The following is a 15,567-nucleotide window of genomic DNA, read 5'->3' as shown; positions in this document are numbered from 1 at the left end:
ATCAAGCTAAGCAAACGATTTATTATGGACTACGCATTCTTCCAAGAATACTGGTGGCTCTTAGTCTCCGTCCTCGGTGCTCTCCTCGTCTTCCTGCTCTTCGTGCAGGGTGGTCAATCGCTCTTCTTCAGCATTGGCAAGGAGCAGCTCGACCGCAAGCTCCTCGTGAACTCTATCGGCCGTAAGTGGGAATTCACCTTCACTACGCTGGTCGTCTTCGGCGGTGGCTTCTTCGCCTCCTTCCCCCTCTTCTACTCGACCAGCTTCGGCGGTGCCTACTGGGTGTGGATGCTCATCCTCTTCTGCTTCATCATCCAGGCAGTCTCCTACGAGTATCAGAATAAGAATGGTAATGTGCTCGGTAGCCGCACCTACCAGACGTTCCTCTTCATCAATGGCCTCCTCGCTCCGATCCTCCTCGGTGCCGCTGTATCGACCTTCTTCACGGGCTCAACCTTCATGGTGAACCGCGAGGCTATCGCTGACCTCTCTGGTGCCAGCCAGGTCATCTCCGAGTGGCTCCCCTACAAGGGTATCCAGCTCCACGGCCTCGAAGCAGTACTCAACATCTGGAATGTCGTCTTCGGCCTTGCCGTCTTCTTCCTCGCACGTACCACGGCGCTCCTCTTCTTCATCAACAACATCGATGATGAGACGATCTACAAGCGCTCACGTGGTGCACTCGCTTGGAACGCCGCTATCTTCCTCATCCTCTTCCTTGCCTACCTCTTCTTCCTTCTCACGAAGCAGGGCTTCGCTTACGATCCTGCTAACCCCGAGGTCACCTATCTCGTGGACTACAAGTACTGGAAGAACCTCATCGAGATGCCTGCAGTCTTTGCGATCTTCTTCATCGGGGTGGTGCTCGTGCTGGCAGGTATCCTGCTGACGCTCCTCAAGGAAGGCTTCCGCAAGGGGATCTGGTTCGAAGGTATCGGTGTCGTCCTCACGGCACTCGCCCTCTTCCTCATCGCTGGGTGGAACAATACCTCCTACTACCCTGCCTACAGCGCAGATATGCCCGAGCTGATCAACCACTCGCTGAATATCCGCAATAGCTCCTCGAGCCCCTTCACTCTGAAGGCGATGAGTTTCGTATCGCTAATCATTCCCTTCGTCTTAGCGTACATCGTCTACGCTTGGCGTGCGCTCGACCTGCATAAGATCACGCGCAAGGAGATGCTCGACCCAGACGGACACAACTATTAGTCCGCTGCTCGGGTAGCTACTCGATCTAAAAGAAGCCGTCCCCCAAGCAACTCCGGTTGCTTGGGGGACGGCCTTTATAAGAGCAAGCGACTAAAGGGTGGTCGGGATAGCAGGCGCTGGGACTCCTTCACCTAAGGTCTTCGAGGCGACCTCCACTAAGAGGCGATCATAGAGCCCTAAGCTAAGGAAAGATGACAGCGTAGCGGCTCCCCCCTCGATGAGAAGCGAGAGAATGCCCTCTTCATATAGGCGCTGGAGGAGCTGCTGTGGCTCGATACGCTCTCCGCTAAGAGGCAGATAGCGCACACCTTCGCGAGGCTGAGGCACACCCGCCCCCTCGAGATAAATCACCCACGTTGGGGCAAGGCCATCCGTAAAGAGGCGAAGCGTCGGAGGCAAAGCCAGCTGCGGGTCTAAGACCACACGGATGGGCGACGAGCCATACCAGAGGCGATTCGTCAGCTGTGGGTCATCAAGTAGAGCCGTGCGGTAGCCGACGAGTATAGCATCGTGGTGCATACGCTCGCGATGGATCTCCCGCTGACGCAGGGGCGCACTGAAGAGGACGGGAGCCTCTGTATTATTCTTCCGTGAGCGATCGATGAAACCATCGAGGCTCTGCGCCCACTTCAGCGTCACCAGCGGGCGGTGCTGGGTATGCGCGGTGATGAAGGGGGCATTGAGGCGAAGGGCTTCGTCAGCGAGGACTCCTACAGTGACCTCTACCCCCGCCTGACGAAGGCGCTCCAGTCCGCTACCCGCCACACGGGGGAAGGGGTCAGGGATGGCGACGACGACACGCGGGATGTGCTCTTGGAGTATGAGATCGGCACAGGGAGGAGTCTTCCCGTAGTGCGAGCAGGGCTCCAGCGTCACGTAGATCGTTGACTCAGGGAGCAGGTTGCGCTCCTTCACCGAGCGGATAGCCATCACCTCGGCATGGGGCTGCCCACTGCGGTGGTGATAGCCCTCACCGATGATACGGCCTGAGTGCACGACGACGGCACCGACGACGGGATTGGGAGAAGTATAGCCCGTACCGAGGGCCGCCAGATCAAGTGCACGGCGCATATAGCGCTCATCATCTGTCATCTGTATTCGTTATATTTGCTTATATGGATACGATACGATCATTCGAGCAGGAGGCTTTGGAGTGTCTCACAGCACTCTACGAGTCCTCGGAAGCGCGGGAGATAGCACGCCAACTCCTCGAGGAGGTACGAAGCTGTACCCGCACGCAGCTACTGCTCTTGAGCAAAGATACGCTTTTATCACCCGCAGAGTGCGCCCGTCTGGAGCGCATGCTGCACGACCTCTCCGCTGGTACTCCCCTGCAATATGTACTAGGCTATGCTTACTTCGCGGGGCATCGCCTCACGGTCGCCCCTGGGGTACTCATCCCACGCCCCGAGACGGAGGAGCTGATCGAGCTGATCTTACAGCACCCTGAGAGCCGATCTTCGCAGCGCTTGCTCGACGTCGGTACGGGGAGCGGCTGTATCGCCTATGCCCTCACGGCCGCCCTTCCCGAGGTGAGCCAAAGCGTAGCGCTCGAAGTATCCAGCGAGGCCGCACCTATTGCCGAAGCCAACTTCGAAGCTCTGCGCAAAGCCACGGGTCGCGAAGTCTATCTGTGGAAGCACGACCTCTTTGCGCTCCTTGAGGAACATACTCCCCCGACACCTCCGCTGGATCTCATCGTAAGTAATCCGCCCTACATCCACCCCGAGGAGGCCGAAGAGATGACGCCTCAAGTCCTACTCCACGAGCCGCACTTAGCCCTCTTCGCTCCTGAAGCCTCCCCCATCGCCTACTATATCGCCTTGGCAGAGCTGGTAGCTCAAGGCTATCTCCGCTCGGGAGGGAATCTGTGGGTCGAGCTGAATCCGCTCTATGCTACGGCGACAGAGGAAGCGATGCTCGAGCGTATCGGGAGGCGACACGCCAAGACCGAGCTCATCCACGACTTGAGTGGGAAGGTTCGCTTCCTTCACCTCACCTATTGCCCCGCCGAATGATCCAGAAGAAGAAAAAGGAGCTTACTCCCGAAGAAGCCTTCGCACGGCTCGCCTCCTACTGCGCCTACGCTGAGCATTCTGCCCAAGAGGTACGTAAGAAGTGTCGGGGCTGGGATCTCTCCGACGAGGTGTGTGACAAACTCATCGAGCGCTTGGAGCAAGAGGGCTACCTGAACGAGGAGCGCTTTGCCCGAGCCTTCGTGCGAGATAAGTACCGCTTCAACGGCTGGGGGCCGCTTCGCCTGCAGGCTGAGCTCCGTCGTCATCGCATCCCCTCACGCCTCATCGACGCCGCTATCGAGGAGCTCGAGGAGGAAGAGATGCAGGGTGAAGACCAACTCACCGCCCTCCTCGAGCGCAAGTACCGCACCCTCCCCGCTGGGCTTGAGCCTCGCAAGATCTATGACCGTCTCACTCGCTTCGCCCTCTATCGAGGCTATCCCTATGAGGATGTTCGCGAAGCGATCAGCGAACTCCTGTCCGACCTCCCCGATGATCTGGGCGAAGACTAAGCGGATCGGCGCTTTCCTTACCGACCTCATCTTCCCCCGCACCTGTGCCATCTGTCGGGTGCGGCTCGCCGAGCGCGAGCACTGCGTCTGCATGGAGTGCGCCACGAAGCTCCCCCGCCATGCCCCCGCCTTCGTGCATGCCGAGGAGCGCCTTCTTGGCTCACCCCTGATCCGAAGCCTCTCCTCCCCCTTCATCTACCAGCACACCAATCCTACCTACGACCTCATCATCGCCCTCAAGTACCGAGGCTATGGTGAGGTCGCGGACTTTGTCGTACGCACCGCCCTCACCGAAGGGCAACTTGTACCGCAGCCTGGCGACATTGACCTCATCCTCCCCGTCCCGATCGAAGGCACGCGCCTCGAAGCCCGTGGCTATAATCAGGCCGCCCTCCTCGGCGAAGCCCTCGCACGGCACTACGCCGTCCCCTGCTCAGAAGGTTACCTCCTACGCCATCGGGGCAGTCACTCACAGACGGCGCTGAACCGTGACGCGCGCCGTGAGAATGCTCAAGCGGCCTTCTATCTCACCGACAAGACGGAGCGCCTTCAGGGACTACGGGGCAAGCGCATCCTCCTCGTCGATGACCTGGTGACGACGGGCTCCACGCTCCTTGCCCTCACCGATCTCTTGGAGCAGTGTGGCGTCAGCGAAGTCCACGTCTTCGTCGCCGCCGTCGCCGTCCGCTAAAAACGAACCAGTACTGCTCACCGACGCGACCAGTACTGGTCCGACTTCGAAGTAGTACTGGTCACATAGGGCAACCAGTACTGGTCGCGTCGGTGAGCAGTACTGGTCCATTTTCCATCCCGCGCCCCCCCCTTATATTCCCTTCATAGATAAGCACTTCCCACAGCACCCCAAAACAGCCCCCAGACGGTATAAAAGTCCCGCGCCCACCTCTGTATGCTGAGGTGGGCGCGGGACTTCTTTTCGCTTAAGCTTGTAGGGCTAGCCGCGGAGCTATTCGGCGATGGTCTTCGTCAGATAGAGGTAGACGGGATAGTGGTCACTATAGCCACCCTGGAAGCGACCCGAGGAGAAGGTGCGGAAGGGATAGCCCTTGAAGTGCCCCGTCTTCTGCGTGAGGAAGTCAGCATTGAAGATATAGCCGTAGTTCCCCGTAGCCTTGTCCTGCTGGAGGTGCAGGCGATCAGCGGGCCCGCCGATGAGGTTGGGCGTGACGACGAAGTTGTCAAAGAGGTTCCACACGTCACGATAAGCGAGCGTGCCACGGCCCGAAGAGTAAAGGGCAGCCATGGGGTTGAAGAGGTCGGTAGGCGCCAGACCTTCTGCCGAAGTCTTCGAGCGCAGGCCGTTGACGACGCTGGGAGAGGTGGGGTCATCGTTGAAGTCCCCCATAAGGATAACCTTATTATTAGGGTCTGCCGCGAGGAGGGAGTCCGTGACCGAGCGCATGACTTCGGCAGCGTACAGACGACGCTTGAGCGAGACCTGCTCGCCACCGACGCGCGAAGGCCAGTGAGCCACGAGGAACGATACGGGTTCGCCGAGCAAGAGGCCATTGACCTCGAGGACGTCACGCGTCTTGATATGCTCCTCCCCTTTGAGGATGACGGGGTGTGGGTGCGCAGCGGTGAACTGATAGTAGCTGGGGCGATAGAAGAGCGCGCAGTCGATACCGCGCTTGTCGGGAGAGTCAAAGTGCACGATCTCGTAGCCAGAGTTCGCCAGCTCGGGTTCCTTCAGGAGGTCTTCGAGCACGCCTCTATTCTCGATCTCACAGACCCCGAGGATATCAGGTCCTCGCTTCGAGCCGATCTGGCTGATAGCGTAGGCCATGTTGTGAAGCTTCTGCTTGTACTTGTCGGGCGTCCACTGGTTCTTCCCATCGGGCAGGAAGTCGGCATCGTTGTTCTCCCCGTCGATGGTGTCGAAGAGGTTCTCCAGATTGTAGAAGGCTACCGTGAGGCGCACCTGCTTCTGGGCTTGGAGGGAGCAAAGAGCGAGGAGAAGGACGAGGGTGAGAGCGGAGATTTTCCTTAGCATAAGCTTGTCGTTTAAGAGGCTATCCGAGATAGATTATGTAATTTAGTCGTGCAAATGTAACAAATCTTGCGCGCTACTTCGTATCTCGGCTTCGAAGATAGGGAGGAAGCTCCAGCACGGATAAACGGCTTACACCTCATAATGACAGGAGCTCCGACGACGGAGCGGGAGGTCTGCACGATCCGCGGAGTGCATGCAAGCGTCATCGATATAATGCGACCGCATGAATAAACTTATCACCGTACTCGCCTGCACCTTGACATTCGCAAGTGTAGGCCTCGGACAGACTACGGGTGAACCTCTGGTCATCGACAGCCAAAGTGGCAAGCCCGTCGCTAAGGTCCACGTCAGCATCTACGGCCCCGTGGCGAAGAAGATGCTCCTCGGGCAAGACGCCCGAAGTGTCCTGGCGCTCCTCCCCAAGGGACGATATACACTGACCTTCTCCGCTGAAGGCTACGAAACCAAGCAGATCGAGCTGGTCAAGCAGGAGAACGAAGCTTCGGGCCTCAAGCAACTCAAGCTCGTCGCACTCCGCGAAGGCGGGAATGGTCGCTACGATGACCTCATCGTCAGCGAAGAGGATGGCAACGAAGCCGCCGGCATGCAAGACCGCGTCACCCTACTCACCTCCTCACGCGACCCCTTCCTCAGCGCTTCGGGCTACGTCTTCAGCACGGCTCGCTTCCGTAACCGTGGCTACGACTCCCAGTACAATGAGCAGATGCTCAACGGCATCGGGATGAACGACCTCAACAGTGGCTACTCGGCATGGTCGCTCTGGGGCGGTCTCAACGACGTCACCCGCCAGCAGGAGACCTCGCAGTCCTTCGAGCCCATCGTCTCGGGCTTTGGTGCCGTCGGCGTGACTAACAACGTGACGACACGCCCCTCGATGTTTGGCGCGCAGCATCGCCTCACCTACTCGAATAGCAACCTCACCTATAGCAACCGCTTCGCCTATACCTATGCCTCGGGAGAGCGCAAGGATGGCTGGAGCTTCGCAGCCAGCGTCGCCCGCCGTATCGGCAATGGGCAGTACTCCTACGTCCGTGGGCAGTACTACGATGCCTGGAGCTACTTCCTCGGCGTAGAGAAGAAGCTCGACGAGATGAATAGCCTTAGCCTCATCGCCCTCGGTGCCCCTACGCGCCGTGGTGTAGCCAGCGCTACCACACAGGAGGTATATGATCTCGTCGGCTCGAACTTCTACAACCCCAACATCGGGCGTCAGGGTGGCAAGTGGCGCAATGCTCGTGAGCGCCGCAACCACGAGCCTATCGTCCAGCTCTCGCACTACTTCAGCAATCTGGAGAAGACGCTCAACATCAATACCACCTTCAGCTACCGCTTCGGGAAGAATGCCTATTCATCGCTGAACTGGTACAACGCTCCCGACCCACGTGCGGACTACTACCGCTACCTCCCCTCCTACTTCACGCGCATGGCTGACCCCAATAGTCAGGATGGCGATGCGGCAGCGATCTATGAGGAGCTGTGGAAGTCTGATCCCAACGTCCGCTATATCAATTGGGACCGCCTCTATGAGGTGAACCGCGGGAACCTCACTACGGTGAAGGATGCCTCTGGCCGTACCCTCGCTACGGGGCGTAAGGCACTCTATATGATCGAAGACCGCCACACTGACCAGCGTGAATTCGCTTGGGCGACCTCTGCCAACTGGCTTCCCAAGAGCTGGCTTGAGATCACGGGTGGGGCGAACTTCCGCCACAACCGCACGGCGAACTATGCCGAGGTAGGTGACCTCCTCGGTGCGGACTTCGTCTATGACATCGATAAGTTCGCTGAGCGTGACTTCGGTGGCGACGCGACGAAGAGTCAGGTAGACCTCCTGCACCCCGACCGCATCGTCCAAAAGGGCGACCGCTTCAGCTACGACTACACCGCACAGAGCTACCGCTATCAGATGTGGGCCAATGCGACCTACCACCTCACGCGCCTCGATGCCTATACGGGTATCTCCTATACCCACACGGGTATGCAGCGCGAAGGGCATCAGAAGCGCGGGCTCTTCCCCGACAACTCCTATGGGCTATCGGACCGCGTGAAGTTCAACGACCTCGGGGTAAAGGCTGGGGCTACCTACGAGCTCAACGGGCACCACTACCTGCAGACGAACGTAGCATACCTCGAGCAGGCACCCACCTTCCAGAATCTCTTCATCTCGCCTCGTACACGCGATAGCTACATCGAGGATCCCAAGAGCGAGAAGATCTTCTCGGCAGAAGCCTCCTACCTCGTACGCCTTCCCTGGCTGCGCGGACGTGTGACGGCCTTCTACACGCACATCGCAGACCACACGCGCTCGATGAGCTTCTACGATGATAGCCGAGCTTCGTTCTCGAACTACATCATCACCGGCATCGCTACCCGCCACCTCGGGGCTGAAGCTGGCTTCGAAGTGAAGATCAGCCCCACGCTGACGGCCAACGCAGCGCTTGCCCTCGGCCAGTATCAGTATGCCAACAACCCCAGCTACATCCAGAGCATCGACAACTCCAACGAGATCGTCGACCGCGACCGCATCTACTGGAAGGGGCTGAACGTGAGCGGTACGCCTCAGACGGCTGCTACCCTCGGGCTGACGTACTACTCTCCTTGGTACGCGAACTTCGGGATCAACGCGAACTACTTCGGGCGCAACTTCGTCTCGATGTCGCCTGTCATCCGCACCGACCGCGGGCGCACCTCGCTTGACTACAACTATATCCTCCCCGAGCAGCTGCGTGATGGCTTCACAGTAGACCTCTTCGCGAGCTACTCCTGGCGCATCACCTACGGCACGTACCTGCGCTTCAACCTCTCGGTAAGCAACGTGCTGAACAACCGCAGCCTGCCCAATGGAGGCTACGAACAGCTCCGTATCCGCACAATCCGTGCTACCGACGGGACGCAGCAGCTCTATCGCCCCTTCGATACGAAGCTCTCCTATGTCTACGGGACGACGTTCTTCTTCAATACCACCCTCCAGTTCTAACCCCCCTACACGCATAGATCCTATGAATCGTCATGCTATATATGCACTCACCCTCTCGATGCTCATCGGGATAGGGGCTACGAGCTGCACGAAGTACAACGAAGTCGATCCTCCCCGTACCGACCAGAAGAGTACGGACGAGCTCCCTCTGCCCACGCACACCATCAGCCAGCTCAAGGCACTCTACAAGCGTGGTGGTACGCTCATCGACAAGCCCATCGTCATCTCTGCGGTCATCGCCTCGGACGACAGCGAAGGGAATCTCTACAAGTCCTGCTACATCGAGGATGAGACGGGCGGTATGGAGCTTAAGTTCGCCCTCGGCAACCTCAGCTCTGTCTACCCCCAGGGTACGCGAGTACGACTTCTCTGCCAGGGCCTGCAGCTCGGTGACTACGCTGGACAGATCAATATCGGATATACCTCCAAGGACGAGAAGTATGAGACAGCCTTCTACCCAGAGCTCCTCGTGCACCGCGTCCTCCTCAAGGAAGGTCACACCGATATCAAGCCCCACGAGCTCACCATCGCGACGCTGAATAAGAAGTACGCTGGTACGCTCGTCAGCCTCAAGGATATACAGTTCCTCGCCTCTGAGCTGGGTCAGACCTATGCTGATCCACAGGGCAAGGACAAGAACCGCAATGTGAACCGCACGCTCGTAGACCGCTCTGGCGCACAGCTCATCGTCCGCACGAGCAGCTATGCGAAGTTCGCGGGTCGCACCGTCCCCTCGGGCTCGGGTACGATCACGGCTATCCTCACCTACTTCCGTGACACACCTCAGCTCCTCATCCTGCGCGAGCAAGATGTCCAGCTCACGGGCGCACGCTTCTAATCACTCCCCTACAGCACTCACCATCTCAACAAATACGATTGACTGATGACAACAAGTAAGATCACGCGCTGGACGCTCCTCTTAGCCTCCTGTGCTACCCTGTCCCTCGCCTCGTGTAAGGACAACGATGACGCCTACGAGCGCCCATCGATCTCGGTCACCCAGCTGACGAAGGACAGCAACGGCAATACCCTCATCGGCAAGGACGAGAGCACGGCCACGCTACACATCCGTACCAACCGCTCTTGGACGGCTACCACCGCCCTCGACTGGCTAAGCATCAGCCCCGAGTCAGGGGACGCTGGCGAACGTGACGTCACGATCAAGGTCCTCAAGAACGCCTCAGGTGCCACCCGCCGAGGCCAATTCGCCTTCAAGGCTGGCAACGAGACCCTCTACTATACCATCACGCAGGCTGGCGACGGCTCTGCAGTCATCACCCCAGGTAAGGATCAGCCTACTCCTAACCTGCCCTCGAACCCCACGACGGTAGACGGCGCAGCACTCGCCGCCTTCATCGAGAAGTACGACAAGGGTCAGAGCGTCACGGTAGACGAAGAGACAACCTTCAAGGCCGTCCTCCTCTCCGACATCACGGCGAACAATATGACCAGCCTCAAGAACATCGTCGTGCAGGCTGGCGAAGTCGGTATCACGCTTCGTCTGAATGCCAACGCCTCTAAGGACTGGCGTCCCGGTGCCGTCTTCACCATCAAGACCAAGGGCACGAAGGTCGGTCGCTACCAGGATGGCTCACTGCAGATCGACTATACGGGTCTGAATGATGCTGCCTCTATGGTTACCCCCACGGGCGAAGTAGCGACGATCACACCTAAGGCAGTCACCTTCGCTGATATCTACGCAGGCAAGTACGACAACATCCTCGTGGCTGTTGATGGCGCTCAGTTCAAGACTCCTGGCAAGGAACTCAACCCCAACAAGCCTGCTCAGGGTAAGACGTCTGCAGGGAGCTACTTCAATGCCATCACCGACTGCGTCACGCAGGTTACGGCTGGTGTATCCGACCTCTCGGTAGCTATCTCCTACTACTCGACCTTCAAGACGACGACCGCATCCGATAAGAACGGCCGCATCGTCGGTATCATCCAGCGCTCGGTGACGACGAACAAGACCTCTGGTCAGAGCACCAAGCACTACAACCTCTGGCCTCGTACGGCTGATGACCTCGCTGGTCTGACGGCTGAGCGCTGCACGGAGGGCACGACTCCTACTCCTACACCATCACCCGATCCCACGCCTACGCCTACTCCCACTCCTAATCCTCCTGCTACCTCTGGCGATCTGATCATCTCCGCCTACATCGAAGGCTTCGACTACGAGAAGTACATCCAGATCTCCAACCCCACGGATCAGGAGATTGACCTCAGTGCTTACACGCTCCTCGTGAAGAACTTCGGGACTAAGAATAAGCCTGCAACTGGAGAGCATGCTGAGAGCCGCATCGCTCTCACGGGTAAGCTCGCGGCTGGTGCTTCTCTCGTCCTGCGCCACGAGCAGGCGAAAGTCTATACCGAAGGCACGGTAGCTAACTTCAGCTTCAACGGTAATGACCCCATCGCTCTTCTGAAGGGCACGGCGACCATCGACCAGATCGGTAATGGTATGGAGACGGCTTGGATCGACAGCGACAAGAGGTTCGCTGGCGCCGACATCGTCCTCCACCGTATCGCCCCTGTCAAGGCTCCTTCTGCGACCTTCTCCGCTGACCAGTGGGAGCGCATTGCCATCACGAAGGAGAATCAGGAAGCTACCATCAAGTCTTACCTCGGTAAGCGATAGTCCTGCCTCTCTATGCAGAAGACGATTAAATCTCTTCGGATAAAGACCATCCTCATGGGGCTCGGCCTCATGGGGATGGCTTTCTCCAGCTGTACCACCGAGCGTGGTGACCACCCCGTTCGCACCTCCGACCGCCTCCAGCTCTCCCTCTCAGGCTCTTCGACCGACAAGATCAAGAGCGTACCCAAGGAAGGCTCGAACTTCTACATCAAGCTCCGTGCGGCCTCCGACTGGACGCTTACCGTCACACCCGAGGACGCAGCCTCATGGATCGAGCTTGAGCGAAGCAAGGGGAATGAGACATCCAGCACCTCGGTCTCCGTCTCAGTAAGCCAGAACTTCGGCGCCTCTCGCTCAGCGCAGATCATCGCGACCTCGGCAGGCCTACGTGATACCCTCGTCATCAGCCAGCAGGGTATGGGTGAGGTCACCCCTACGCCATCCCCCATCCCCTCCCCTACGGGTGAGTATATCCTCGGTGATGCGACGATGCTCGAGGTACCCGCACTCCATGGTGGTAGTCAGAACTACTTCGTCACGCACCGCGCTGGTGGTATCGTGAACTACTCCCTCGAGTACGACACCGACAAGCGTCACCCACGCTTCGTCTGCTTCACCTTCGACAACACGAACTCAGCTCAAGCGGTCAAGCGTAGCGATGCCTGGCAATGGGATCCCTATGTCCCCAAGCAATTCTCTACGGAGAACCTCTTCCGAGGGAGTGGGTACGACCGTGGTCACATGGTAGCTTCCTCTGACCGCCTCTTCAGCGCAGAGGCCAATAGACAGACCTTCTACTACACGAATATGAGTCCTCAGCTCGGTGACCTCAACCAGAAATTCTGGATGGAGCTCGAGCAGAAGGTCCAGGCATGGGGTCGTAACTCCCAGCTCCGTGACGTCCTCTACGTCGCCAAGGGCGGGACGATCCGTGATGACCAGGTCGAGAGCAAGAAGGTCCGTGGCGTCATCGTCGTACCTAAGTACTATTGGATGGCTCTCGTCATGAAGAAGGGCTCTACCTACCACGGCATCGGCTTCTTGGTCGAGCACCGCTTCTATGCAGCGAAGACCGCCATTCGTAGCGTCGCCCTCTCTATTGACGAGCTGGAGACCAAGCTGGGGATGGATCTCTTCCACAACTTCCCCGATGACATCGAGCAGCAGTTCGAAGCGGAATCTCCCGCTACGCCTGCTACGCTTAGCTACTGGCCCGGGCTCTAAAGCAAGCCTTTAGCTCCATTCTCTACCGACACCCGTCGACTGCTCCTGCGGTCGGCGGGTGTTGTCTTTTATACGAAGGGGAACGTGTAGCTGGGTGCAGGAGGCGTAGCAAGCACTATTGGGTTGTGAGCAATCCTGTATTAGGTCGTTGCTCCGCGTAGGGATAAAAGTTGTGGACGAGTGGCAGATAAGTTTGGGCTACGTACGTGGCTTTAATATCTACGTACGTGGATATTTGGATTTACGTGCCTGGTCTTTAAGACTACGTGCATAGATACGGAAAAACCACTACGGGAAGGCGTTTTTTTCTTCACGAGAATAGCACTTTTCCCTCCGCTGAATAAGAGGAATACTCGCGATAAGGCGAAGGGCGTGCGTATTTCTTCAGAGGGGCATATCGGGGAGCTGGGCGTGCGATGCCTTAGCAGAATAACTTCTCAACAATCTCATATTGGTTTATAAGCAATCCCATATTGGTTCGTGCGCGGAGCAATATAGGTTCACCCAGCAACCAATATTGGTCGACACCACCCCCTCTATGATATCGGAGAAAAGCCCACTATTAAAGGGCTTGTCAAAGCTCGCTCTTGGCGGTATCAAGAAAAGGCCTACCTTTGTCCGTAGAGCAACTCAAAGGGGTGCTGGCGTAGGACACGAGTCCACGCTGTGCTGAGATTATACCCGAAGACCTGATCCAGATAATGCTGGCGTAGGCAGAGAGTGGAGGCGATATCCCGCCGCTCATCCTCTAAGATCTTCCGTTACTCGCGCTGTGATTGAGCCCATCGGCTCGTCATAGTTCCCCAGAGAGTGTCTGCCCCCTTGTGGTAGTAGGCTCGCTGGAGGTGTGTCGTCACTTCGCACTTCCTCATCACACTATGACGATAGAGTTACTTACGATGAAGATCCTGATCAACGGAGCCCCCACCACGCTCCCCCATGTATGCACGATCCCCGAAGCCCTTGCCTTCGCAGCGATCGACCTACCACCTCGCTCGGCTATCGCCGTCAATGAGCGCTTGGTACCCCGCACAGCCTTAGCCACCTACCAGCTCGAGGAGGGCGACACCCTCCTCCTCATCCGACCGACCTTCGGAGGCTAAGCCCTACCCTTCCCACGACACACACATTCCCCTACTATTATGAAGATCAAAGATGTCCTTACTCACGGCCCACTCATCGGCTCGGAGAAGATCTATGTACCAGGCCAGCTCTTCCCCGAGCTACGTGTCGGCATGCGCCACATCGCCCTCTCCGACACCTACCATGAGGATGGGAGCCGTACCCCCAATGCCCCTGTCGTCGTCTATGACACAGGTGGCCCGTACACCGATAGCACCTATCGGGTAGACCTCGAGGCGGGCCTACCACGCCTGCGCGAGCCGTGGATCGACCGCCGAGATGATACGACCCGTAGCGAAGAGCTCGGCAGTGAATACACCCGCTCACGCCTCCAGCAGCGCGCCCTCGATGGCCTGCGCTACCGTCATATCTCCCTCCACCCACGAGTAGCGAAGGAGCAGTGCGTCACCCAGCGCTACTATGCCAGCCAAGGTATCATCACCGAGGAGATGGAGTACGTGGCGATACGTGAGAACCAGCTCATCGACCAGGCCAAGGAGCGTCACGCTATGGCAGGCGACCCTCTGGGCGCAGAGATCCCCCCATACGTGACCCCAGAATTTGTCCGTGAAGAGATCGCCCGAGGGCGTGCCATCATCCCAGCCAACATCAACCACCCCGAACTCGAGCCCATGATCATCGGGCGCAACTTCCTCTGTAAGGTCAATGCCAACATCGGCAACTCTGCCGTCACCAGCAGCATCGCCGAGGAGGTAGAGAAGGCCGTTTGGGCTACCCGCTGGGGTGCTGACACCGTGATGGATCTCTCTACTGGGCGTCACATCCACGAGACGCGCGAGTGGATCATCCGCAATAGCCCCGTGCCCATCGGTACCGTCCCCCTCTACCAAGCGCTGGAGAAGGTCCACGGCAAGGCCTACGACCTCAGCTGGGAGATCTATCGCGATACCCTCATCGAGCAGGCGGAGCAGGGTGTCGACTACTTCACCATCCATGCAGGGCTACGCAAGGAGCACATCCCGCTGACCCTCAAGCGCCTTACGGGTATCGTCAGCCGCGGTGGAGCGATCATGGCGGGCTGGTGCACCGAGCACGACGAGGAGAGCTTCCTCTACACCCACTTCGAGGAGATCTGTGAGATAGCTGCCCGCTACGATGTCTCTCTATCCCTCGGCGATGGCCTGCGTCCAGGCTGTATCCATGACGCCAACGATGCAGCACAGATGGCAGAGCTGAAGACTCTCGGCGAACTCAACCGTATCGCTGCTCGCTACCATGTGCAGGTGATGATCGAGGGCCCTGGGCACATCCCTATGCACCTCATCCCAGAGAACATGACGCGCGAACTCCTCGACTGCGACGAAGCCCCCTTCTACACCCTCGGCCCGCTGGTCTCCGACATCGGTGCTGGCTACGACCACATCACGGGGGCTATCGGTGCTTCGATCATCGGGCATCAAGGCACTGCCATGCTCTGCTACGTCACGCAGAAGGAGCACCTCGGCCTCCCCGAGCGCAATGACGTCCGTGAGGGAGTCGTGACCTATAAGCTCGCAGCCCATGCCGCAGACCTGGCGAAGGGACACCCGACGGCTTATCTTCGTGACTATGCGATGAGTAAGGCGCGATTTGAATTCCGCTGGAGAGACCAGTTCCATCTGGCACTCGACCCCGAGCGTGCTCAGGAGTTCCACGACGAGACGCTCCCCGATGAGGAGCACAAGGAGAAGCACTTCTGCTCGATGTGTGGCGAGCACTTCTGCTCGATGCGTGCGAACCGCTCCTTCCGTCAAGTGTTGCAGTCACGCTCTGCTGTCCCCTCCGAAGGGCTTGCACTCAGCACCGAAGCCCCATGTAGTCACCATAGATAGCCC

The 15,567-nt window shown here is 58.3% G+C and carries 12 protein-coding genes; 10 read left to right on the top strand and 2 right to left on the bottom strand.

Annotated elements, in window-relative coordinates:
- The first annotated feature begins 24 nt into the window (after positions 1 to 24).
- Positions 25 to 1,209 (top strand): cytochrome d ubiquinol oxidase subunit II, encoded by a 1,185-nt coding sequence (locus IEX77_RS00630; RefSeq protein WP_188807220.1) that lies wholly within the window; start codon positions 25 to 27, stop codon positions 1,207 to 1,209.
- Positions 1,210 to 1,299: 90 nt separating this feature from the next.
- Here IEX77_RS00630 and ribD read toward each other — a convergent pair whose 3' ends face one another.
- The gene (gene ribD / locus IEX77_RS00625) at positions 1,300 to 2,301 is read right to left on the bottom strand and encodes a bifunctional diaminohydroxyphosphoribosylaminopyrimidine deaminase/5-amino-6-(5-phosphoribosylamino)uracil reductase RibD (RefSeq protein ID WP_188807218.1); all 1,002 of its coding nucleotides are present in this window, start codon (positions 2,299 to 2,301) and stop codon (positions 1,300 to 1,302) included.
- Positions 2,302 to 2,324: 23 nt separating this feature from the next.
- Between ribD and IEX77_RS00620 the strand changes: the two genes are divergently transcribed.
- The 3 genes from IEX77_RS00620 to IEX77_RS00610 are packed head-to-tail and all read left to right on the top strand — an operon-like array spanning position 2,325 to position 4,430.
- On the top strand, positions 2,325 to 3,227 hold the full coding sequence (locus IEX77_RS00620; protein ID WP_188807216.1) for a N5-glutamine methyltransferase family protein: 903 nt from the start codon (positions 2,325 to 2,327) through the stop codon (positions 3,225 to 3,227).
- Positions 3,224 to 3,739 (top strand): regulatory protein RecX, encoded by a 516-nt coding sequence (locus tag IEX77_RS00615; RefSeq protein WP_188807214.1) that lies wholly within the window; start codon positions 3,224 to 3,226, stop codon positions 3,737 to 3,739. The genes IEX77_RS00620 and IEX77_RS00615 overlap by 4 nt, the downstream gene beginning before the upstream one ends.
- The gene (locus IEX77_RS00610; RefSeq protein WP_229770753.1) at positions 3,630 to 4,430 is read left to right on the top strand and encodes a ComF family protein; all 801 of its coding nucleotides are present in this window, start codon (positions 3,630 to 3,632) and stop codon (positions 4,428 to 4,430) included. The genes IEX77_RS00615 and IEX77_RS00610 overlap by 110 nt, the downstream gene beginning before the upstream one ends.
- Before the next feature lie 273 nt (positions 4,431 to 4,703).
- Here IEX77_RS00610 and IEX77_RS00605 read toward each other — a convergent pair whose 3' ends face one another.
- Positions 4,704 to 5,750, bottom strand: a complete 1,047-nt coding sequence (locus IEX77_RS00605; RefSeq protein WP_188807212.1) for an endonuclease/exonuclease/phosphatase family protein — start codon at positions 5,748 to 5,750, stop codon at positions 4,704 to 4,706.
- 223 nt (positions 5,751 to 5,973) lie between these two features.
- Between IEX77_RS00605 and IEX77_RS00600 the strand changes: the two genes are divergently transcribed.
- From IEX77_RS00600 to thiC, 6 genes are all read left to right on the top strand, one after another.
- On the top strand, positions 5,974 to 8,748 hold the full coding sequence (locus tag IEX77_RS00600) for a TonB-dependent receptor (protein WP_188807210.1): 2,775 nt from the start codon (positions 5,974 to 5,976) through the stop codon (positions 8,746 to 8,748).
- A gap of 22 nt (positions 8,749 to 8,770) precedes the next feature.
- Positions 8,771 to 9,586 (top strand): DUF5689 domain-containing protein, encoded by an 816-nt coding sequence (locus tag IEX77_RS00595; RefSeq protein WP_188807208.1) that lies wholly within the window; start codon positions 8,771 to 8,773, stop codon positions 9,584 to 9,586.
- Positions 9,587 to 9,631: 45 nt separating this feature from the next.
- Positions 9,632 to 11,386, top strand: coding sequence for a DUF5689 domain-containing protein (locus tag IEX77_RS00590; protein ID WP_188807206.1), 1,755 nt, complete (start codon positions 9,632 to 9,634; stop codon positions 11,384 to 11,386).
- A 12-nt stretch (positions 11,387 to 11,398) separates the two neighbouring features.
- Positions 11,399 to 12,610 carry a DNA/RNA non-specific endonuclease gene (locus IEX77_RS00585; protein WP_188807204.1) on the top strand — a complete coding sequence of 404 codons (1,212 nt, stop codon included), beginning with the start codon at positions 11,399 to 11,401 and terminating at the stop codon, positions 12,608 to 12,610.
- 878 nt (positions 12,611 to 13,488) lie between these two features.
- Entirely contained in the window at positions 13,489 to 13,713 is a 225-nt protein-coding gene (thiS, locus tag IEX77_RS00580) for a sulfur carrier protein ThiS (protein WP_044114215.1), read from the top strand.
- 39 nt (positions 13,714 to 13,752) lie between these two features.
- Positions 13,753 to 15,564: a phosphomethylpyrimidine synthase ThiC gene (thiC, locus tag IEX77_RS00575; RefSeq protein WP_188807202.1), complete on the top strand. Its 1,812-nt coding sequence runs from the start codon at positions 13,753 to 13,755 to the stop codon at positions 15,562 to 15,564.
- The last annotated feature ends 3 nt before the right edge of the window (positions 15,565 to 15,567 follow it).

Source organism: Porphyromonas pasteri (assembly GCF_014647755.1).
GTDB lineage: Bacteria > Bacteroidota > Bacteroidia > Bacteroidales > Porphyromonadaceae > Porphyromonas > Porphyromonas pasteri.
This window is presented reverse-complemented; position numbering and strand designations above follow the sequence as displayed.

Bases quoted from the DNA above. Each gene is read 5' to 3' on its own strand.
- IEX77_RS00630 (WP_188807220.1), top strand. From the start codon at position 25: ATGGACTACGCATTCTTCCAAGAATACTGGTGGCTCTTAGTCTCCGTC.
- ribD (WP_188807218.1), bottom strand. From the start codon at position 2,301: ATGACAGATGATGAGCGCTATATGCGCCGTGCACTTGATCTGGCGGCC.
- IEX77_RS00620 (WP_188807216.1), top strand. From the start codon at position 2,325: ATGGATACGATACGATCATTCGAGCAGGAGGCTTTGGAGTGTCTCACA.
- IEX77_RS00615 (WP_188807214.1), top strand. From the start codon at position 3,224: ATGATCCAGAAGAAGAAAAAGGAGCTTACTCCCGAAGAAGCCTTCGCA.
- IEX77_RS00610 (WP_229770753.1), top strand. From the start codon at position 3,630: ATGACCGTCTCACTCGCTTCGCCCTCTATCGAGGCTATCCCTATGAGG.
- IEX77_RS00605 (WP_188807212.1), bottom strand. From the start codon at position 5,750: ATGCTAAGGAAAATCTCCGCTCTCACCCTCGTCCTTCTCCTCGCTCTT.
- IEX77_RS00600 (WP_188807210.1), top strand. From the start codon at position 5,974: ATGAATAAACTTATCACCGTACTCGCCTGCACCTTGACATTCGCAAGT.
- IEX77_RS00595 (WP_188807208.1), top strand. From the start codon at position 8,771: ATGAATCGTCATGCTATATATGCACTCACCCTCTCGATGCTCATCGGG.
- IEX77_RS00590 (WP_188807206.1), top strand. From the start codon at position 9,632: ATGACAACAAGTAAGATCACGCGCTGGACGCTCCTCTTAGCCTCCTGT.
- IEX77_RS00585 (WP_188807204.1), top strand. From the start codon at position 11,399: ATGCAGAAGACGATTAAATCTCTTCGGATAAAGACCATCCTCATGGGG.
- thiS (WP_044114215.1), top strand. From the start codon at position 13,489: ATGACGATAGAGTTACTTACGATGAAGATCCTGATCAACGGAGCCCCC.
- thiC (WP_188807202.1), top strand. From the start codon at position 13,753: ATGAAGATCAAAGATGTCCTTACTCACGGCCCACTCATCGGCTCGGAG.